The 20,509-nt window shown below is 38.6% G+C and carries 19 protein-coding genes; all 19 read right to left on the reverse strand.

Going from position 1 to position 20,509, the window contains the following annotated elements; genetic code table 11:
• Window positions 1-4 precede the first annotated feature (4 nt).
• Window positions 5-1,147: a class I SAM-dependent methyltransferase gene (locus L5M18_RS04735; protein WP_263196070.1), complete on the reverse strand. Its 1,143-nt coding sequence runs from the start codon at window positions 1,145-1,147 to the stop codon at window positions 5-7.
• Between the two features lie 24 nt (window positions 1,148-1,171).
• Window positions 1,172-2,452, reverse strand: a complete 1,281-nt coding sequence (locus tag L5M18_RS04740; protein ID WP_263196071.1) for a radical SAM protein — start codon at window positions 2,450-2,452, stop codon at window positions 1,172-1,174.
• Entirely contained in the window at window positions 2,449-3,330 is an 882-nt protein-coding gene (locus tag L5M18_RS04745) for an NAD-dependent epimerase/dehydratase family protein (RefSeq protein WP_263196072.1), read from the reverse strand. Before L5M18_RS04745 ends, L5M18_RS04740 begins: the two co-directional genes overlap by 4 nt.
• A 19-nt stretch (window positions 3,331-3,349) precedes the next feature.
• On the reverse strand, window positions 3,350-4,477 hold the full coding sequence (locus L5M18_RS04750) for a radical SAM/SPASM domain-containing protein (RefSeq protein ID WP_263196073.1): 1,128 nt from the start codon (window positions 4,475-4,477) through the stop codon (window positions 3,350-3,352).
• A gap of 9 nt (window positions 4,478-4,486) precedes the next feature.
• On the reverse strand, window positions 4,487-5,152 hold the full coding sequence (locus L5M18_RS04755) for an HAD family hydrolase (protein WP_263196074.1): 666 nt from the start codon (window positions 5,150-5,152) through the stop codon (window positions 4,487-4,489).
• A gap of 4 nt (window positions 5,153-5,156) precedes the next feature.
• Window positions 5,157-5,942, reverse strand: coding sequence for an aldolase/citrate lyase family protein (locus L5M18_RS04760; protein WP_263196075.1), 786 nt, complete (start codon window positions 5,940-5,942; stop codon window positions 5,157-5,159).
• Window positions 5,943-6,043: 101 nt separating this feature from the next.
• Window positions 6,044-7,429 (reverse strand): lipopolysaccharide biosynthesis protein RfbH, encoded by a 1,386-nt coding sequence (gene rfbH / locus L5M18_RS04765; protein ID WP_263196076.1) that lies wholly within the window; start codon window positions 7,427-7,429, stop codon window positions 6,044-6,046.
• A gap of 1 nt (window position 7,430) precedes the next feature.
• Complete coding sequence (gene rfbG / locus L5M18_RS04770) at window positions 7,431-8,510, reverse strand: CDP-glucose 4,6-dehydratase (protein WP_263196119.1); 1,080 nt, start codon at window positions 8,508-8,510, stop codon at window positions 7,431-7,433.
• Window positions 8,504-9,274, reverse strand: a complete 771-nt coding sequence (gene rfbF / locus L5M18_RS04775) for a glucose-1-phosphate cytidylyltransferase (protein WP_263196077.1) — start codon at window positions 9,272-9,274, stop codon at window positions 8,504-8,506. Before rfbF ends, rfbG begins: the two co-directional genes overlap by 7 nt.
• Window positions 9,275-9,323: 49 nt before the next feature.
• The gene (locus tag L5M18_RS04780) at window positions 9,324-10,379 is read right to left on the reverse strand and encodes a putative sugar O-methyltransferase (RefSeq protein ID WP_263196078.1); all 1,056 of its coding nucleotides are present in this window, start codon (window positions 10,377-10,379) and stop codon (window positions 9,324-9,326) included.
• Between the two features lie 7 nt (window positions 10,380-10,386).
• Window positions 10,387-11,490 carry an FkbM family methyltransferase gene (locus L5M18_RS04785; protein ID WP_263196079.1) on the reverse strand — a complete coding sequence of 368 codons (1,104 nt, stop codon included), beginning with the start codon at window positions 11,488-11,490 and terminating at the stop codon, window positions 10,387-10,389.
• Window positions 11,490-13,082, reverse strand: a complete 1,593-nt coding sequence (locus L5M18_RS04790; protein ID WP_263196080.1) for a class I adenylate-forming enzyme family protein — start codon at window positions 13,080-13,082, stop codon at window positions 11,490-11,492. The genes L5M18_RS04785 and L5M18_RS04790 overlap by 1 nt, the downstream gene beginning before the upstream one ends.
• Window positions 13,082-13,339, reverse strand: coding sequence for an acyl carrier protein (locus L5M18_RS04795; protein ID WP_263196081.1), 258 nt, complete (start codon window positions 13,337-13,339; stop codon window positions 13,082-13,084). The genes L5M18_RS04790 and L5M18_RS04795 overlap by 1 nt, the downstream gene beginning before the upstream one ends.
• Before the next feature lie 35 nt (window positions 13,340-13,374).
• Entirely contained in the window at window positions 13,375-14,424 is a 1,050-nt protein-coding gene (gene pseI, locus L5M18_RS04800) for a pseudaminic acid synthase (RefSeq protein WP_263196082.1), read from the reverse strand.
• A gap of 13 nt (window positions 14,425-14,437) precedes the next feature.
• Entirely contained in the window at window positions 14,438-15,559 is a 1,122-nt protein-coding gene (locus L5M18_RS04805; protein WP_263196083.1) for a Gfo/Idh/MocA family protein, read from the reverse strand.
• Window positions 15,560-15,564: 5 nt separating this feature from the next.
• Entirely contained in the window at window positions 15,565-17,199 is a 1,635-nt protein-coding gene (gene pseG, locus L5M18_RS04810; RefSeq protein WP_263196084.1) for a UDP-2,4-diacetamido-2,4,6-trideoxy-beta-L-altropyranose hydrolase, read from the reverse strand.
• A 1-nt stretch (window position 17,200) separates the two neighbouring features.
• On the reverse strand, window positions 17,201-17,899 hold the full coding sequence (gene pseF / locus L5M18_RS04815; protein WP_263196085.1) for a pseudaminic acid cytidylyltransferase: 699 nt from the start codon (window positions 17,897-17,899) through the stop codon (window positions 17,201-17,203).
• Entirely contained in the window at window positions 17,899-19,044 is a 1,146-nt protein-coding gene (gene pseC, locus L5M18_RS04820; RefSeq protein WP_263196086.1) for a UDP-4-amino-4,6-dideoxy-N-acetyl-beta-L-altrosamine transaminase, read from the reverse strand. The genes pseF and pseC overlap by 1 nt, the downstream gene beginning before the upstream one ends.
• Complete coding sequence (gene pseB, locus L5M18_RS04825) at window positions 19,044-20,039, reverse strand: UDP-N-acetylglucosamine 4,6-dehydratase (inverting) (RefSeq protein ID WP_263196087.1); 996 nt, start codon at window positions 20,037-20,039, stop codon at window positions 19,044-19,046. The genes pseC and pseB overlap by 1 nt, the downstream gene beginning before the upstream one ends.
• Window positions 20,040-20,509: the final 470 nt, after the last annotated feature.

A 20,509-nucleotide genomic window follows, 5' to 3' on the forward strand; every position in this document is an offset into this window, starting at 1 on the left:
CTCTTTAGTAAGCGACTATTTTATTTCCTTCGAGAAGATAAGTGTTAAATTTTCGCTTGAAATTCTTTACGATGTTTAAAACTTCTTGAGGGTAAATTCCCGGCACCATTACAATCACTGCATCTACATCTGAATATTCTAATGTCTCTGGTGAAACTATTTTAGTCAACATAACAGGACTGAATAGCCCTTGCTTAAATGGAGCTGAATCAATAATAAACTCAATATTATTCAACTTACTAATAGCAAGTAAAGCTAATGTTCTGTGCCCAGCTCCCCAGACAGCAACTTTTTTCCCAACAGAGACATATTTATCGACTAGTGTATTTAATTCGGCACTTAAAGAGTTTACTTCTTCCATATACGAGTCTAATCTTAATGAACTTCGTTTTCTTACAATTGCTAAAATATCATTACTATTATTAATTTCCTGACACTCGAGCACATCGAACCCATTAAATTCAAATGCTCTACGTAAAGTACTAACTGTAAAGTATACTAAATGATCAGCAACGAACTCATATAGACACTTTGATTCGAGAAGGTATGACAAATTAGGTACTGTAATATATCCTACAGCATTATCTGTTGAGTTAGTGTAAATCGAATCTATAAATTGTTTTATGTTTGGTTGATGTTCCAAATAGTTAAATGAGAAAAATACTTCTGCTTTCTTAGTTATTTTCTGATCTGGTAGATAACCACAAATCATACTTCTCTCAAAAAGAACACCCTCTTCTACGGAACTCTCTGAATATTCTATACCTTCAGCACGAAGACCTGCATCAACTATAACATCTAACATACCACCTTTACCGCAACCTATTTCAAGCGCAGTTTTTCCTAGTAAATTGTATTTCTTAACAAAAGTTGTAATCTCATTTAACCGCGTAGTTCTAGAATGCGGTGACAAAACAGCAGCAGTAATAACTTCTCTGAAATAACTCACTGGAGCAGCTTTAAGCTGTACTAAATCACATTTATTACATTGAAAAACTGCAAGTTCGATTGGTGATTCGTTATCTAACTGCTTGCTAGTTAAAAAATGCTGCGCGGCTTTTGGAAATGGGAAAAGGGTAATTAACGCATTACCTGGAAGCTCTGCGCGACACAAACGACAGTGTTCTATTTGTTCAAAATACGTCATAACTTGGTCCTATCAAATATCTAGCTATTGATGGTCAAGACTAATCTTGGTCGATGCAATTTCTTTCCATTTTTGCTGATTCAAACCCATATTATAGGCAGGCAAACCATATTTAATACATTTACCACAAATCTTAGCACTATTTTTATTTGAGTTAATTTGCTCCAATGTAGATTCAAGATAGTTATCAGAAACAGTAATGCCATCTCGATTAAAAACAGTACAGCAAACTGGTACCTTTAAATCCCAGTTAATATTTATCTGATTTTCTTTAAATGGACAAATTTTAGAACGATACTTAGAACTTGCCTCTAATCCCTCTTCAATATTTACTAATAGCATTGAATTCAATTTTTCTGTCTGTGGGTCATGAATTCCATCTAGATAGTCTAAGCAACGCTCAAGAGGCATAACAAGTGAGTAAGTAGTTGAAAGAGAGAATTTTAACTCTTCACAAAGCATCCGCATTTTTTCTAAATTTAATCCATTATTATCATTGTACAAATGATAATTTACATCAACAAAGGTTTTAGATTTAAACTTATCTAAATAATATCTCAAACGATACATATTTGATTTTACTAAATCAATATTTCCACCCGTATGAGTTTTTTCATATGTGTCTGGATAATAACCAGACAACGATACTTTGAGATATTCAGGTGACTGTCGAATAACGTTACCCAATAATTCATCTGAGTCGATAGATAAATTACTGGATAGTGCTACAGCTATGCCGTTTACATGTAAATATGAAATAATTTCAGGTAAATTTTTATGTAAAAATGGCTCACCCCAGCTATACAAGCTAACGTGAGTTACGATTTCGTTCTCACCAATAATCTTATCAACCACTTTTTTAAGGTGATTCAATGACATGCGACCAATTGGCGTTTTGTCGCCATCTATACTGTGTGCGCAAGATGGACACTTAAGATTACACGATCCCATAATATCAATGGTATAGAAAGACTCGCAATAATCAGAATACAAAATGTAATCATGGGCAGAAAATCCCATATCCATTAGCACTGAAATAATTTCAGACTCTTTTAATGATACAGCAATAACAATAGCTAAATTTTCATACTCTTTTTTCATCGTAGCCAAAACATCTGGTGAGCTAACTAATACGTCATTGACTAATTTATTCTGCAATGCAAGATCTGAGTCAATAAACCGGACAACATTAAGTGAGTTTGCAAGAGAAAAACGTAAGAACCCCATACCCGTCATTCTAGCGCCCCATATCACGATTGGACGTTTTTCTAACTGAACCAGTAAACTCACTTTTGATTTTATCATTTGAGCTGTTCCATCTCGATGATTTTTTGACAAATTTGATTTTTTTGAGGATGCTTTTCATACCATTTATAAAGGTTTGAAATTGAATCTTTAAATGGAGTAATTTCTAAGGGGCCAAATTCACTCACATAACGTGAGTTGTTTCCTGAATATTCACCTCTGCTCCCCTCCTGCTTTACAAATACTGCAGAATCTGTATTACCGACTTCATTAATGATTTCGGCGAGCTTGAACAAAGATATCGAATAACCGCTACATATATTGTAATTCCTATAAACAAATTCTGATTTAAAAAATATTTCAGCAGCCAACAAAAAATCATCTACATAAAGATAATCAAAAAACATATCTTGATTAATAGAAACTTCTAATCCAGAAAGTATTCTACAGATATTGTTAGAAATAAACCTACGAGAATAATCCTCATACTTACCAAATATTCCAAACACTCGCAAATTAACAATGTTATTAGAAAACTTTTCAACATCATTTGAAATAACAAATTTTGATAACCCATATGTATCTGATGGGATATGCTTACCAAAATATTCCTCACTCATCATAGGTTCGTAATTTTTCATATCATATTCTGCACCTGAACCTATTGTAATCATCCGACCATAAAGATGTGAACATCGGGCTAAGTTAAAATATAAAATCAAATTTTCATTTAATGAGTTGATATTTACAGCACTCATTAAGACAACATCTGGATATAAATTCGCTAGATATTTTTCTACAGCACACGTATCGAGTAAATTCAACTCATGTCTTTTTGGTGAGTATACTTCATAACCTTTTGTAGAATAATATTCCACTGCGTTTTTACCAATAAAACCATTGGATCCCAACACCAGTAATTTTATACCAACAGACATTTCACTCACCTATAGTTAATTATGATATTTCTTTTATTTTCCACTCATTAGACTGTATCCACTCATTATCATCAAGTGATTCATCTAATGCATTTAACGCTGCTAAAACTTTTTCCTTATGTGGGTCAAGATCCTCATCAACACAAACCATAGGAGCAGAACAGTTATTACAAAAATTAATCTGCTCTCTTCGTCCTTTTAGCATAGCAACTCGTAATTGATGCAGAGACTTTCCTTCCCATATTTCTTTTACACTTTGTTCATTTACATTGCCAATGACAACCTTTCTTGGCCAATCCAAAGTGCAAGGACTAGTTTGACCATCACAATTAAAATGCAAATACATGAATGTGAACGGACAAATATCTTTATATTTTTTTATTTTTTGATTATACATCCCCGTTTTAGCAACTTCATTTTGCTTATCGAGTTGTGTTTCGGCCCATTGAGGTACTATTTTCTCTATGAAAATTTCATCGCAAATACCACCAAAAGTATCAAAAAAATATTGACGTTCTGTTTCATCTAGAATGAATGTTGTGTTATTACCTTTATCAAGAGCACTTGTTTGGTCCGCGATTTTCACATAAATAGTAAGTTCAGGCCCTTTAATGCTATGAAGATGTCTTACACCTTCAACTATCTCATTAAAATTCTGCTTTACACCGGCAACCTGCATGTATCTTTCATCACTTAAACCTTCAATTGATACATTAATACGTTGTAATCCAGCATCCACTAGTGCACGGTTTAACTCAGGTGTTAACTTCGAACCATTAGTAAAAACTTCGATAATTTCTGCAACATTTTTTTCTTTAGCATACTTAATCATTTCAGGAAGATCTTGGTGTAATGTAGGTTCCCCATGATTACCAATTTTAATTTTTTTAATCTTTTCAGGGAATTCAGCAAGATCATTAACAATCTTCTTGAACATTTCCACGCTCATTTTCCCACGCTTCAAGTCAACCTTTTTCATTGCTCTATTGTCGGCTTGAAAACAAAAACTACAGCGGTAATTGCAAATACTTGACACATCTATATGAACTGAAAATGGTGTTTTTAAAGGTACTCTATCTTCAATGGGTACTTTTACCGCTGAATATATTCGCGGTTGTACTTTGGCGACAATCTCATCGTTAGTCATAGTTGGGTCCTATATACACGAAATAGTTTTAAAGCTAAACGGACGCATAGCTAAGAGCTGCGACATATCATTGATATCACAATATATATCTCCTCTTGCTACACCATCATCATAGCCCGAGCTGAAAAAAATAAAGGGCACATTGGCCGCCTTAGCCGCTTTTTGATCAATGGTGGTATCCCCAACTAATAATGCACTAGCAGGTTCTAGGCCAAGTTGTTGTAACACTCTTAAGACAGGTTCAGCATTCGGTTTCGCTATATGATCAGGCCTACCTGATATAACAACGTCAAAATACTCTGCAATTTCAGTTTCAAGTAAAACTTTATCACAGAGCGCTGAAGGTTTATTTGTGCATACAGCTAACTTAAAACCAATTTTTTTCAAAAACTTGAGTGTTGCTTCTACATTTGGATAGAGAGAAGATTTCGGTGTTGATATCAATTTATAACGGTCCCGAAACTCTGCAACAAGGCATGTAACGGGTTCAATTGACTGAGGAAGTGCCAAGGATAAAATCCTATCGGCTCCATGACCCATCTCCTGCAATAGACTATCTTGGTTTAAAGGCTTAAGATCACGAACTCGACGCATTTCATTAATAACTTGCGTCACTTCTCTGGCACTATCAACCAAAGTTCCATCAAGATCGAAAATAACTAACTGAATAGACATCTAATTAGCCAACTTCTTGCCGAAGTTGTAATACTCGAGTAGATAGCAATTCCAGCCGAGTTTCATCTTCTTTAGCAATACATGCATAGTAATTATGCTTATTCTGAAGCCATAGCAGTTCAAACTCAACAGCTAATAGCAACCCCTTTCTGAGCTTAGCCATGGACAAAGCATCTGCATTGAAAATGATTTTCCTTGTTTCAAAACGAGTTAGATACGTTGCCTTTAGAGCTTGCAAAAAATCGATTGCATCTAATGACACACCACCACCAACTACAAACTCAATACCTGCTAACTTACATTGTCGAGCAACCTCGAGACAATATTCAAGAATTTTGTCAGAATTAACATCACCACGCTTCATTCCATTTGATTGAGTAAAATCAACACGGCCAAAGACAATTCCAGGTTTAGTCGCAGATGAAACTATCACATCAATAATTTGCGCTAGGTTGTTAAATGTTGTCTTTGTCTCAACATTGAACAAGAATGAAGTATCCTCGAGTTCGTCCTTTGTAAACGCAGTTTCATATGCTCCTATATATTTGCTTAATGCATAAGGCGTTTCAACCATAGGCGCAACAACGTAATCAGCTCCGAATTGTTTTGCTTCAAATAAATCGCGAATTGCCTCAGCGCCACCAATTTTTAGTGCTACATCTAAGCCTGCTCTGCGAGTGATCTCTAACAAACGTAAAAACTCATCACTTCGAGTACCTTCTGCCTCAAATTCTGCTTTAACGGCAACGACACCATGGTTATCTTTGAGTTGCTTAAGAATATTAAGCATTTCTCTTTCTAAAGTATTAATAGTCCTTCTCCTTTCTCAAGCTACCCTATAAATCAGCACGCAAGCATTAACACACTTGTATCGACCTGATTACAAAAAAACTAAAGTCTTTTTTCTTTTAAGAAAAAATCTTCAAAAGATTCAATTACATAATCTAGCATTTCCGTTGTTAACGCTGGTTGGACACCAATCCAAAATGAGCTTTCCATCACTAAATCAGTCGTATTAAGACGACCTGAGACTCGATATTTTTTATCTTTCATGTAGGGCTGACGAGTTACATTGCCAGCAAATAAAAGTCTGGTACCTATTCGCCGAGATTCCAAAAACTGAAGTAATGTTAAGCGTTCGATGCCCTTATCACGTTTTAATGTTAATGGAAAACCAAACCAAGAGGGTGATGACTTCGGCGTTGCTTCAGGTAAGATAAGGTATTCTTCACAAGATTTTAAGCCCGTCTTTAGATACTCAAAATTGCGTTTTCTAGCCATAATAAACTCAGCTAAATGACCTAATTGTGCTAAACCACAGGCCGCTTGCATATCAGTAATCTTTAGGTTGTAACCTACGTGGCTATAAATATACTTGTGGTCATAACCTTGAGGTAAACTCCCTAGCTTCCAACAGTAACGTTTATTGCAGGTATTATCTTTTCCTGGAGCACAATAACAATCCCGTCCCCAATCGCGAAATGACTCTACAGTACTCTTTAGAAGCGCACTATCCGTAAATACAGCCCCACCTTCACCCATTGTAATATGATGTGCAGGATAAAAACTCAATGTCCCCAAATCACCAAAAGTGCCAACCAAACGCTCCACGCCAGATTCAATACGTGTATTACGTCCTTTAGAATAAGCCAATGATGGTTGATAAGTCGATCCTAATGCATCGCAGCAATCTTCAATTACCCATAGATTATATTTTTTAGCCAAATGCATAATCACATCAATATCAAATGGATTACCTAAAGTATGAGCTAACATAATGGCTTTGGTTTTTTTACTGATAGCTTCTTCGATTAAATCAGGATTAATATTATATGTTGGCAGCATAACATCAACGAACACTGGTATTAATCCATATTGAATTAATGGATTAACCGTTGTAGGAAAGCCTGCAGCAACTGTAATAACTTCATCACCAGGTAATAATGCTCTGTCACCTAAGCGTGATGAAGTTAATGCTGCTAACGCTAATAAATTTGCTGAAGAACCTGAATTAGTCGTTAAGACATTTTTTATATCTAGTATTGATGACAAATCAGTTTCAAAAGTGTCATTAAATCTGCCTGTTGTTAACCATCCATCAAGTGATGCTTCAACCATGTTGGAGTATTCATCAACCCCAATAAGCTTTCCAGAAGGTGGAATAGGCGTATCACCACCATAAAATTTTTGGGGTATGGCTTTAATTGCAGCATACTCTTTGACCAAATCAGCGATATCTTTTCTAATTTTTGTCAATTTTTTAGAAGTATCAGTCAAGCTAATCACCTTTATCATTCAAATATTCATGAATCTGTGTTTGGGTTATTGATGCCATATTCTTACCTTGATAAAACCCACTGTACCACTCTATCGTTTTCTCAATGGCCAGTTCAATTTCCCACTTAGATTGCCAATTTAAAATACTGCGTGACTTAGATGTATCTAACTTAAGAAAATGAGCTTCGTGTGGAGCATTAATTTGAGGTTCACTCTTGACATATGCACCATCTCCCCAGTTTTTTGCTAGCTGTTGCGCTACCCATTCAACAGTTTTTGCATCGGTTTCTGCTGGACCAAAATTCCAAGCGTAAGAAGTTTCATCAGGATTCCCATCACGACTCAAAAGGTAATTGATCAGTTCTAAGTAACCAGATAAAGGTTCCAAAACATGTTGCCACGGACGGATAGCACTCGGATTTCGAATACTTGCTATCTGTTGTAAACTGAAAGCTTGAACTAGATCTGGCACTAATCGATCTTCAGACCAATCACCACCACCAATAACGTTTCCCGCTCTTGCTGAAGCCACGATCACTCCAGATTGACTTAAATAAGAATTACGGTAACAACTGGTAACTAACTCTGAACATGCTTTGCTACTACTGTAAGGATCTAATCCACCAAGGGAATCACTTTCTCGATATCCCCAATGCCATTCCCTGTTTTGATAGCACTTATCGGAAGTTACATTGAGGACACATTTAACACTCTCTGTTAATCGTATTGCTTCAAAAACATTAATAAGACCCATTACATTAGTGCTATAAGTTTCAACAGGATGGTCATAACTATGACGAACTAATGCTTGCGCTGCCATGTGAATGACAATCTCAGGTTGATGATCGATTAACACTCTTTTTATAGTATCAAAGTCTCGGATGTCACCAATAATAGACTCAATATTCGCATTGATATTTAACAAGGTAAACATATTAGGCTGGGTTAAAGGGGCAAGAGAGAAACCAATGACTTCTGCACCATAATGTTTAAGCAGACAACAAAGCCAACTCCCCTTAAACCCAGTATGTCCTGTGATTAAGATTTTTTTTCCCTTAAAAAATTGCTGATTTGTTACCATATCTTCCACGGTGCCTGATTATTCTGCCACATTTCCTGAAGGTATTTCTGATCTCTAAGTGTGTCCATGGGTTGCCAGAAACCATTATGTTTAAACACTGCGAGATTATTTTCCTCTGCAAGCATTTGTACAGGTCCCTCTTCCCAACTAGTGTTATCACCCTCAATATAATTTAATACTTCAGGAGATAAAACAAAAAAACCACCATTAATCAGAGAACTATCATCCTTTGGTTTTTCTTTAAAGGTCGTTACAAGGTCACCAGAAATATTGAGCGCTCCAAAACGGCCTGGGGCTTGAGTTGCAGTTAAAGTCGCTTTCACTTTTTTAGCCATATGAAAATCAATTACATTCTGGATATTAACATCGCAGAGCCCATCACCATATGTAAAACAAAAAGCTGATTCTCCTTCAATATATTCGGCTACTCGTTTTAATCGTCCTCCAGTCATAGTCTCTTGACCTGTATCGACTAAGGTTACCCTCCAAGGCTCAACCATCTGATGATGTACTTCCATCTTATTATTTCGCATATCAAAGGTCACATCGGACATATGAAGAAAATAATTTGCAAAATACTCTTTAATTACATATCCCTTGTACCCACAACAAATTATAAAGTCATTAATACCATAAGCGGAATATAGCTTCATTATATGCCATAAAATCGGTTTACCACCAATTTCAATCATCGGTTTTGGTTTGAACAAAGTTTCTTCAGAAATACGTGTTCCATATCCACCAGCCAAAATAACCGCTTTCATAACTTAATTCCTTATTTCACTAACCTAATTTTGACAAGGCTTATGTATATTAACTTCTTTTGTAAAGTCGTAATTCTGAATGAAATTTATCAATTGTTTGAAAACCAAAAGGTAATACGTTTGTGGCAATAAGCTCGTACTCAGGTAGGAATTTATCATAATCATCTCCCAAGATAGGCACTTTAACACCAACATGAGAGTGGTCTTTTGCGACCTGTTTTCCTTCGCGAAGATTACGCAATAGCACGTATTTACTTTTTAACCGTGTTACATGTTGCAGATAATTTTGTACTATTTCAGGCTCCATTTCTTGGAAGGAGATAAAATTCACAAAAAGATCAATTTCGCCAGTGAGTTCAGGTAACTGCCAAGGACACATGACTACGGCACTAAACTCAGTACGTAGTGTATCAATATTCAAATCTGGGTAAATTTGTAACTGGGCATAATCTGCCACAAGATGTGCACCCAATACCTGTTTTAAATAATAACTGGAAAAGAGACAGGTCGGAGGAATATCTACGTTTATATAAAAAGTCTCATTTCTGCTATCACTTAGTAGAATCTCACCGAGTGAACCGAAACCACCACCGATTTCTAAGACAGTTTTGACCGAAATATCTTGTATATGTTGCTTAAGAAAATTTAATCCTAGTAGATAATTTAAACTAGAGCGACTATAAAAATGTCCATCAAACTCAAACTGTTCTAATGGGTTACCTACATGGCTTTCACTGAAATTTTGTGTAAACGGGGCACGTAACTGCTCACTCGCTTTATACACTCGATAGTCACTTTTAGCATGAGTTTCACCCGATAAAAACTCCGTCATTGACATCATGGCGCGCCGGTCATTTTGAAGGGCGCCATCACAAACAGTTAACATATTTTGATAACGTTCTGGCTGTAAAACCCAGCCATGAAATAAATATGTTGGAACGAAATAGCCTAGGGCGCTATTTAGCGTTCGAAAATTTTCAATCCCGTAATCGGCTAGATCCTGCTGCAAGCTCTTTGCACCATGTTGCCAGAAGTGACTTGGCTGATAACTGGGATCCGCATTACGCATGTCTGATATCATGGCGTTAACTTGCTCTTTCCACATATATTTATTATTCCTTATCGGGTCCAACATTTTCACTGCGTTTTTTTGGGATACAATACAGCACAGTTTCCAATAACATATCACCATAGACTCTAATGTACATGTCATAGTCTGGAACCATATCGTTGATCATCAAAGGAATATCCCATAAATCGCTAGGATTGTGATAGAGACAAATTGCCAAAACAGGGCGATATGTTTGAATAATATTCTTTGCCCCTAAAAGAGCCGCCTTTTCAGCCCCTTCTATGTCCATTTTGATAAAGTTGGGTGATCCTCCAAAAACCACGTCATCGAGTGCCACACAACTCACCAAATTATCTTGTGATCCCGTGGTTCCGGTTAATCGGCTTGAAGTACTGTGTTCAGCATCAAAAGCTAACAAACAGCACTTACTCCATACGCCAGCAGGGTAAATAAATACTCGCCCCTGATGTTCAAACCCCAAGGCTTTAACTCTACAGTTTAATTTATATAGATTACTGGGGTCAGGCTCAAAACTAGCGCAGTATTCCACCGGTAGTGCATGTAATTGCGCAGCGGTAAATAATGAGGTTAACGTATCGCCATTGTATGCACCCGCATCAATAAAACGCAGTGCTGACAAATGGTTAAAAACAGGTATATCTTCAGCAAAATATTGAATATGAGGATCGGGGATTGGATAATCTTCAACTCGATGATGTTGACGAAAACGAACTATTTGATCTAATAATTGCCGACTCTTATCATCAAATAACAGACCCCTTACTTTTGCCAATTGCTCGAGTTCCACCATTTCATCAATCACGGCTGAATACCAAAGACTGTGGGGAATTAATTGTTGGATAATAGCAGGACAAGCAAAAATGGACTCTGTAAAGTCATATACTCTAGTAAAGCCCTGTGCCACAAGTTCAGACTTGATACGTCGACTTAATAACCCTACTGATATATATATTTCGGCGTCTTTGTTCTCGATATCTTCTTGGCGTATTATCGGCAAGTCATATAGATGAGTCTGTTGACTATAGGCATCAATAAAACCATCAAGTGTGATCGATGACAATTGAAAACTTTGGAAAAAAATTTCACCTTGAATGCCTGCACCAAAAATATACCTTTCACTCATTAGCCTTTCCTCCCGTACAACATCGTTTCAAGTACGGCTGTCCAACCATTATTTAAGGAATTATACTGTTCCCTCAACAATTTCTTAGACAGTTTTCCCGTTGCCGTTAATGGCAATTTTTCTGGGAAAAAATATTTTAGAGGACGCTGAAAAGGCGCTAATGAACGGTTCGTTAAGGCTCGAAGCTGAGGCTCTAAACGATCTGCATCTTTTACAATACAGATGGCGACGATAACTTCACCTAGCAACTGATCATCTACACCGATAACAGCCACTTCTAACACTCTTTCATGCGTGGAGAGTACAGCCTCAATATCCTTCGGATATATATTGATCCCCCCCGAAATAATAACGTCTTTTTTGCGACCAACGTAAGTTAAAAAACCTTCGCTATCGAGTTTACCGAGATCGCCAGTTAGAAAATAATCTCCATGCCACGCAGCCAATGTTAATTCAGGTTTATGGTAATAACCGCTAAACGCTAGTGGAGACCTTACTGCTATTTCCCCAACCTCATTGATCCCACAGACGCATAGATTTGAATTGAGTATTTGAACATCGATCGCTTCACATGGGTAGCCGACAGTATTAAATTTAAATTTTGCATCACAGGGGGCTAAATTGGTTGCGACGGCAATTTCTGTCGCGCCATAAATTTCGTGAAAATCACAGCCAATTGCGTCAAAAATTTTCTCTTTAAAAGCCGCATCTATAGGAGCTGATGACGTCACTATAGTTTTCAGTGACTTTAATGCTATCGCGTTATCGAGTAGTTCATCTTTTAAGGCATACAGGTGCGACGAGACACTGATCACAAAACTCACCGCATGTTGCTCAACTAACACTAACCACTGTTTTGGCGTAAAGGGGGCCAATCTCACTAAAGTGGCTCCCAATAATAAGGGTACAAAACTAAGTCGCTGACCTAAAGAATGAAAAAATGGTGAAGCACATAGCACTACATCGTCAGACGTTAAATGATACAGATCCCAAGTCTGTTGCGCTCTTGCAAGTTTGACACTTTGTGACACCACAATAGGTTTAGGATCACCGGTTGAGCCAGATGAAAGGGTGATCAAAAAGTCGTTATCTATGGCATCTTGGACCAACGAATTAAACGCTTCTGACGCATGGCAATCATCTTGAGTAAATTCAATATTATTAACGTAAGTATTGTGATTGGCAGGAATATTCCCCGTAGGTATCGTCAATGCATCAGTGGCTATAATACCAAACGGCAAGGCTAAAGAATGCACTTTTGCGCTAACGCTACGATCGTAAACCACAAGATTAACATCTGTCGCGTTCCATCCGGCCAACAACTGTGGTGCCAGCATTTGAGCATTCGTAGGTATACATGCACCATCTAATTTTGCGATCGCAACAGAGACAGTAAAAGAATGTAATAGAGAGTCAGTTAACAGCGCTACTCGCGGTCTTTGAGTTTGGCAAATCAGTAAAATCTGCTTGCACCATAATTCAACGAGTGACAACAGCTGGCCATAGGTATAACACTCATCGCCATCGATCAACGCAGTTTTATCATGAAACTGCTGAGCAATTAGCCTAAATCTCTCATATAAGCAAGACATCAGTCTCTACCCGCAATTTTATTCATCACCACTTGCGCTAAATTACCTATGACTTGAAGCTCAGACTCTGCGAGTTCACTTGGCGCGAACTTAATCTCATATTGACTTTCTAATGTCATGATAAGACTCAAAATAGCAAATGAGTCTAAGTAGCCTGTTGCAACAAAATTGCAATTTTCATCAATAATCTGACTGCCATCTTCTAAATGTTGCCGCACATAATCGATGATAAAATTTGTCACGTCATTTATTGTCATTACTACTCACCCATTTTTAAATGAAACATTTCAGACTATTGAATAACATCCCAGCTTAATCTGTCGCCAACGATGAGATCTTTACCCGCTTTACGTCCCAAAATTAGTGACTTATATTGTGGGTCAAGACCGAAACCTGGCCGCACAGATTTAACATTCAGCTCAGTAAAAATATCGCCCTGCTGCATCGGTGCCGAAATATACAGTGAGCGTCGTCCATTTCGATTCTTATTCGCACCGGGCGTTAAGCTGTAATCTACTTTGCCAACCGCCAATTCCGCTCGACGGATCTCTGCCAGCATCTTTTGAAATTCAGCGACTGTGAGTGAAAAGAAGCTATCAACAGTCTCTTCTCCATCATCCAATTTTATATGTTTTTCAATTACATTTGCACCTAAAGCAACAGCTGCAATCGATACGCCTATACCAACTGTATGGTCAGAAAGCCCTGCAGGACATTGGAATGTGTCTTTTAAATGCTGTATCGTTTTCAGGTTAACTTCTGCTGGAGGTGTGGGATAGGCCGTTGTGCATTTGAGTAAAATTATTTGTTCACAACCGTGTTGCTTAAGACAAGTTACCGAGCGGCAAATATCTTCTAAGCTTGCCAGCCCAGTAGAGACTATGACTGGCTTACCTGTCTTTGCGACTTTTTCTAACAATGCTAGATCGACAATTTCGGGAGACGCTATTTTATAAGCCTTTACCGCAAATTTTTCTAGCTCGTCGACTGACGTCTCGTCGAAGACAGAACCAAATAACTCAACCCCAAGTTTCGCGGCCTCGGCAAATAATTCAGGAAGCCATTCCCAAGGAGTATGAGCATATTCATATAATTCATAAAGGTTTTTATAAGCTGCCCATGCATTATCCATTGGGATAACAAAATCACCATGATCCACATTTAGCGTAATAGTATCAGGACGATATACTTGCAGTTTAATGGCATCGGCCCCCGCATCAGCTGCGGCTTTAAGTAAGGCGACTGCTTTACGGATATCTCCGCCATGATTTCCCGATAACTCAGCAATCACATAACAGGGTTCTTCACCACCAATTGCGCGCTCACCAATATTAATCTTCATTTGCACATAACCTTTAATTTATCTCAACCCATGTCTCAGTTTTATTTGACTGTACAGCAGCGTCTAACATAACGAGACCATCATGGGCATGCTGCCAACCAAATACATAAGGCGACTGAAATTGCCCCTTTTTACGGAACATAACTAGTGCATCGGCAATATCGTTATAAAGATTAGCAAATGCTTCAACAAAGCCAGCGGGATGTCCAGGTTTAAAGCGTTCGCGGACTTCCTCTTTAAAATAACAATTGCCTCTATCATAGGTCATCCGCACAGAGTCTTTACCGTAGATATGCAGACGTTCCGGCTCTTCCTGATACCACTCTGCACTCGCCTGTTCACCAAACAATCTGACTCTAAGCCCATTACGATGGCCTAAAGCTGTCTTACTAACCCAATAGGAAGCCCGCATCCCCTTTTCAAATTTTGCCCACAAATAGGCGTCATCGACTATGCCATCAAAAATCGAGAAATGATGAAAATCGGCATTTACGCTCAAGGGAATTTGTCCAGTAATAAACTCACTCAGATGCTGCACATGCACGGCAAGATCTAATAAAATCGTAGGGATTGCACCATCCACCAAACGCCAAGCTTGAGGATGCATTTTTTCTGGTGCTTGAATAAAACCATCTGAGTGAAACTCAATTTGGATCTGTTTAAGCTCCCCAAAAGTGCCTTCTTGTACATGCCTGCGTAACACTCGCACCATAGGATAACCGCTGTAGTTAAAGGTCACAGCGAGGAATCCTTTAGTATCATCGAGGGCTTTTTGGATAGCTATCGATTGCTGTAAATCCGCCGCCATTGCTTTTTCACATATAACAGCGACTCCTGCTTGCAGCAAGGCACATACGACATCAACGTGACTTGGTGTCGGAGTTAGCACGACAACGGCATCGAGCAACGCCGCCTCTTTGGCAATATATTGCTGCCAATCGGAATACACACGATCTGCTGGAAGATGCCATGTCGCGCCAGTTTTTAAACTGGTATCTATATCGCGTGAAAAGCACCCAGAAACTAATTGCCAACGCCCGTCCAACTGACAAGCTGCACCATGGGCGTAACCCACGGCCGAAGTATAAGAACCACCAATAAATCCCAACTTCAACGGTTGTGGGGTTACTTCCATCGCGATCATTTTGCCACCACCTGTATATTGTGTAGCTGCGGATCTGGCTTAGTCGTCCGAGTTACAAAGAAAAACTGACTATAATGTGCATCAGCAAATACCGTGCCAATGGCTGAAGCATAAGGATGCATTTCGTCTATTGTCTCAAAGCCAAGATAATCATTCATCAGCTTCACATACTTGTTCTCACGATGAATAACCGCAATCCAAGGAATACCAGAATACTTTTTATCACAATGAGTTAACTGCCAATTAAGTGCAAGTAGCGCATCTTGGAATCCTGTATCATCGTCACAAACAAACCAACCGCCAATTAAAAAATGCAGTTGTGCAACTTGTCTCACTTGATGCCAAATATACAGGCAAGCTTGTCCGTTTTTTGACAGTAAATAAGACTCACGTTGTGTGTTGAACCACCATGCATAGTGCGCTAAACGCGGAATGGGCTGCACATTAATCATATTTTGCGCATTAGCTGCTAAGTTACGGCTATCAAGGTAATGATTAATATCTCGATCGCTAACAGGACGTAAACTATGATGTTTCGAGAGGATCAACTCAATACACTGTGCAGAATGTTTCACTTTCTCCTCAGGTGTAAATTCACCCATCATGGCTTTGACGACTCTTTGGGCCCCTAGCCCATCTAAATGAAATCGAGATGAATTAAGTAAACCTTGGACTCGGCCATTATGCCTTATAACCGCATCCACAAATTCAGGAAGACAAGCAACATCTTGCTCACACCATTGGTCAACATGGAAGAAGTGGCCGATATCTTCTAACTGCTCTATTGGCGTGACTTGGTTTTCTGCCGTTGAAAAGGTCAATGCTGGTTTATTGAGCGCAAGCAATTGATATAAAATTCCGCCTGCTGCACCTATATATAAATCGCACGCCTTTAGATGAGGGTACAATTCTTTAATACCAATGAGCGGCTCAACCCAAGGAGTGTCCGCACATTCAGCGATAAAAGTTAGAGAGTCATCAAACAGGGGCCCAAGGATAACCTGAATCTTTATCTGATTTCGTTTCGCTAAAGGTTCTAAATTCGCCACTAACTTACGAATAGTAACAATATCTCCGCCACCACCAAGACCAACTAAGAGAGTAAAAGGCTGTTCTGCAGGCTGCGAATGTATAACGGCTTGTTGATAATGTTCAGATAACAGCACAAACTCTGGGCCAAGTAAGGCCATACAGTGTGAAGGCAATTTATCTTGGTAATAAAGAGACGTATTGTCCCCACGCCAACGTACATCTAACAAGATGTCACACTCATGGGGGCGACAAAGATCATCAATAGACAATACTTGATAGCCATGTGCTTTAATCAATAACTCCCAATCTCGACCCAAATAATAGTCATCCACGACAACCCAGTCTGCGTAAAAGTTATTCGCCACGCTCAGAAATAATGCAGCATCATGTGACTCATCTTGGTAAGTTGGCGATACTAAATTGAGTGAAATATAATCGAGTCCTTCAACAAATGCGGATAACTCCTGCTCGACCGCTCCCAATACCAAAAGGCATTTATGACCTTGTTGAATCAATTCTCTTGCAAGCACAGCACAACGGACTAAGTGACCAATCCCGATCCCCTGCCCAGCATTTACTCTAAAAACGATCCTCTTCATCTTAGGCACTTTGCTTGAGCATCACTTGATATAGTGCCTCGGCTCTTGCCCAATCTTCTGGAGTGTCAATATCTTGAACTTGGTGGCGAGGTAATGGATAAGGTATAGAATCACTCGAAAACATCCCCTTACTCTCCAAGAAGCCTTCTGTCGTACCCCAATAGAACTGACCTGCATCGTGGTAAGCTTTTTCAAGATCTTGAGAGCGAGTATTAAAATACTCTGGTTGAAACATCTCAACATCTCCGTGAGTCGTTATTTTAAAGGCACGTTGAATTGAAGAGGGAAATTCTGTTACGCCAAAGCAAAACTTTTTATGCTTGTTTTGCTTTAATGTCGCAAATGCGTCATTTAATATTTCCGCTCGAATAAAGGGGGCCGTGGCATACATAACGCAAGCAAACGAAGGCTTAGAGTGAGACTCTATTAACCAGTTAAGCGCATGCGTTACCACCACACCTGTCGTCGCAAAATCATCGGCTAATGCTAAGGGACGGACAAAGGGAACTTCAGCGCCATATTGCAGCGCAACAGCGGCAATTTCATCATCGTCAGTTGATACTATAACACGATCGAAACAACCGCTAATTAATGCAGCTTCAATTGTATAAGCAATAATGGGTTTGCCATTAAATGCCTTAATATTTTTTCTCGGTATACGTTTACTGCCACCACGGGCGGGAATTATTGCCACGTTCACTACAATAATCCTTTTAATGTTTCAGTAATAAAAACTAACTGTTCGTCCCTAAGATCGGGATAAAGCGGCAAGGTTAAACAATGGCGATAAAAGTGCTCAGCTTGAGGGAAATCATGCTCAGCAAAACCTAGATTTAAATAATACGGCTGTAAATGCACAGGGAAATAGTGAACATGTACACAAATACCTGCCGCTCTCATCGCATCAAAAACCACTTTACGGGCAATATTCTCAGGCAATAAAATCATCATAAGATGATAAGCACTAAGTGTATTATCTAACGGAGAGACAAATTCAACCCCAGTGTCTTTCAATAGGAAATGATATTGACGAGCTAATTGATTACGTTTAGCTACAAACTCATCTAGACGTGTAATTTGGCTGTTTCCTAACGCAGCTTGTAAGTCCGTCATGCGATAATTTAAGCCCAAAAAATGCTGCTCATAATACCAATCCCCTTCATCAGGTCTTAGCATCATCTCTTTATCCCGTGTCACACCGTGGCTGCGATAAAAAACCATTGCCTTAGCAAGTTCTGCACAATTAGTTGTAGCGACACCTCCTTCAGCAGTAGTGATAATTTTAACAGGATGAAAACTAAATACCGTAATGTCACTATACTGACACTGACCAATATATTGCTCCTGATATTGCCCACCTATAGCATGTGAGGCATCTTCTATAACCCTTACACCATACTGCTTTGCAAGCGTTCCTATCACATCCATGTTGCAACTATGGCCACATAAATGAACGGGTATGATGACCTTCGGAAGACAACCTTGCTTTTTGGCTTCTTGTAGCTTGTTAGCGAGAGCAACTGCACTCATGTTACCCGTGAGGGGATCAACATCAACAAAATCAACCTTAGCACCACAATAAAGAGCACAATTAGCTGATGCTACAAAAGTGATGGGAGAAGTCCAAACAATATCTTGTTGTAAAACACCCAGTGCTAAACAGGCCACATGTAACATAGAGGTCGCACTGTTACCCGCTACGGCATACTCTGCCCGAGTTACAGTTGCAACTGCCGATTCGAACATGGGTACTTGGGGACCTTGGGTCAGATAGTCAGAAGTCAATACTGTCGTAACTGCATCGATGTCTGATTGACTTATTGATTGATGTCCATAAGGAATCATTATGCTTCCTCATCGAGTAACTTTATTTGCTCAATAGATAAGAAATGAGGATTATTACCCGAATGATACTCAAATCCTTGTTCGACTAAGGTGCCTGTTTCACCTAACATATTAGTAGAATAGTTATTATTCTTACCAAAAAATGAAATGCTCGGTGTAATAACAAAATGGTCATCGAACTCAAGTGTATGATGCGAATCATCCCCAGGACACATAATTTCATGCATTTTCTCACCGGGGCGTATACCTACAATTTCATGCTTTAATCCTGCCCCATAGGCATCAGCTAAGTCGGTGATGCGAACAGACGGAATTTTGGGGACAAAAATCTCACCACCTTGCATCCGGGAAAAATTCTTAAGCACAAAGTCCACCCCATCTTGCAAGGTAATCCAAAAGCGAGTCATATCGGGATGAGTGATAGGTAAAGAAACGGCACCGTTATTCACTAATGATTTGAAAAAAGGTACTACTGAACCACGAGAACCAACAACATTACCGTATCGCACTACTGAAAACCGAGTATTACCTTCACCCACAATATTATTTCCAGCAACAAACAATTTGTCAGAAGCCAACTTAGTCGCTCCATATAAATTGATCGGATTCGCAGCTTTATCTGTCGATAATGCGATAACCCGCCTGACTTTATTCGCGATTGCTGCTTTGATCACATTCTCAGCACCATGAATGTTGGTTTTAATACACTCCATAGGATTGTACTCTGCGGCAGGTACTTGTTTTAACGCAGCGGCATGAATCACGTAATCAACATCTTTCAACGCTTGGACAAGTCTATCAGCATCACGAACATCACCAATGAAATAACGCATACAAGACGCGTTATAAACTTGCTGCATTTCGTATTGTTTTAGCTCATCACGTGAAAAAATAATCAACCGTTTTGGTTTATATTTCGCCAATATCATTTTGGTATATTTTTGACCAAAAGAACCTGTTCCACCTGTTATGAGAATCGATTTATTGTCAAACATATACGCTCCGAATTATCACTGTAGTGCCAACACTATCTGACTAGGTATATCACAACCTACTAAGGTTGGAACATTAGTTATAAAGCAAAAAACATACCAAAATTCACTAACGGTAAGACCCAAACGATGATTACCATAGGCAAAAACATGAAAACTACTAAACCACAACCATGCATAAATTTATATAATTTTAGTAACTTAATTTGAATTGTCGACCGTTTTTAGATTTTTTACGACAATCTATTCCAAACTGTGGTTTTAATCATCAATATGACTACAGTAAAAGTCTAATTGTACTGGTCAACCCAAATTGGACACTTTTAGTTGAGAATTAGCAAAATCATCAAAAGCAAATATTGAACGTTTTTCGTACAAAACTTGATATTAAGTCCCAGAGATACAATAACTATGTGTGAGGCAATTGTGCTAAATTTTACAAAATCAATTTGATTTCATTATGTTATCAGCAT

Origin of the sequence: Shewanella sp. SM20 (genome assembly GCF_025654545.1) — a bacterium.
In the GTDB taxonomy this organism is placed as follows: domain Bacteria; phylum Pseudomonadota; class Gammaproteobacteria; order Enterobacterales; family Shewanellaceae; genus Shewanella; species Shewanella oncorhynchi.

Coding starts and splice junctions, on each gene's coding strand:
- L5M18_RS04805 (WP_263196083.1), bottom strand. CDS start 15,559: ATGGAAGTAACCCCACAACCGTTGAAGTTGGGATTTATTGGTGGTTCT.
- pseI (WP_263196082.1), bottom strand. CDS start 14,424: ATGAAGATTAATATTGGTGAGCGCGCAATTGGTGGTGAAGAACCCTGT.
- pseB (WP_263196087.1), bottom strand. CDS start 20,039: ATGTTTGACAATAAATCGATTCTCATAACAGGTGGAACAGGTTCTTTT.
- L5M18_RS04795 (WP_263196081.1), bottom strand. CDS start 13,339: ATGACAATAAATGACGTGACAAATTTTATCATCGATTATGTGCGGCAA.
- L5M18_RS04745 (WP_263196072.1), bottom strand. CDS start 3,330: ATGTCTGTTGGTATAAAATTACTGGTGTTGGGATCCAATGGTTTTATT.
- L5M18_RS04750 (WP_263196073.1), bottom strand. CDS start 4,477: ATGACTAACGATGAGATTGTCGCCAAAGTACAACCGCGAATATATTCA.
- pseC (WP_263196086.1), bottom strand. CDS start 19,044: ATGATTCCTTATGGACATCAATCAATAAGTCAATCAGACATCGATGCA.
- L5M18_RS04755 (WP_263196074.1), bottom strand. CDS start 5,152: ATGTCTATTCAGTTAGTTATTTTCGATCTTGATGGAACTTTGGTTGAT.
- rfbF (WP_263196077.1), bottom strand. CDS start 9,274: ATGAAAGCGGTTATTTTGGCTGGTGGATATGGAACACGTATTTCTGAA.
- L5M18_RS04790 (WP_263196080.1), bottom strand. CDS start 13,082: ATGTCTTGCTTATATGAGAGATTTAGGCTAATTGCTCAGCAGTTTCAT.
- L5M18_RS04760 (WP_263196075.1), bottom strand. CDS start 5,942: ATGCTTAATATTCTTAAGCAACTCAAAGATAACCATGGTGTCGTTGCC.
- L5M18_RS04735 (WP_263196070.1), bottom strand. CDS start 1,147: ATGACGTATTTTGAACAAATAGAACACTGTCGTTTGTGTCGCGCAGAG.
- L5M18_RS04780 (WP_263196078.1), bottom strand. CDS start 10,379: ATGTGGAAAGAGCAAGTTAACGCCATGATATCAGACATGCGTAATGCG.
- L5M18_RS04740 (WP_263196071.1), bottom strand. CDS start 2,452: ATGATAAAATCAAAAGTGAGTTTACTGGTTCAGTTAGAAAAACGTCCA.
- L5M18_RS04785 (WP_263196079.1), bottom strand. CDS start 11,490: ATGAGTGAAAGGTATATTTTTGGTGCAGGCATTCAAGGTGAAATTTTT.
- pseG (WP_263196084.1), bottom strand. CDS start 17,199: ATGAAGAGGATCGTTTTTAGAGTAAATGCTGGGCAGGGGATCGGGATT.
- rfbG (WP_263196119.1), bottom strand. CDS start 8,510: ATGGTAACAAATCAGCAATTTTTTAAGGGAAAAAAAATCTTAATCACA.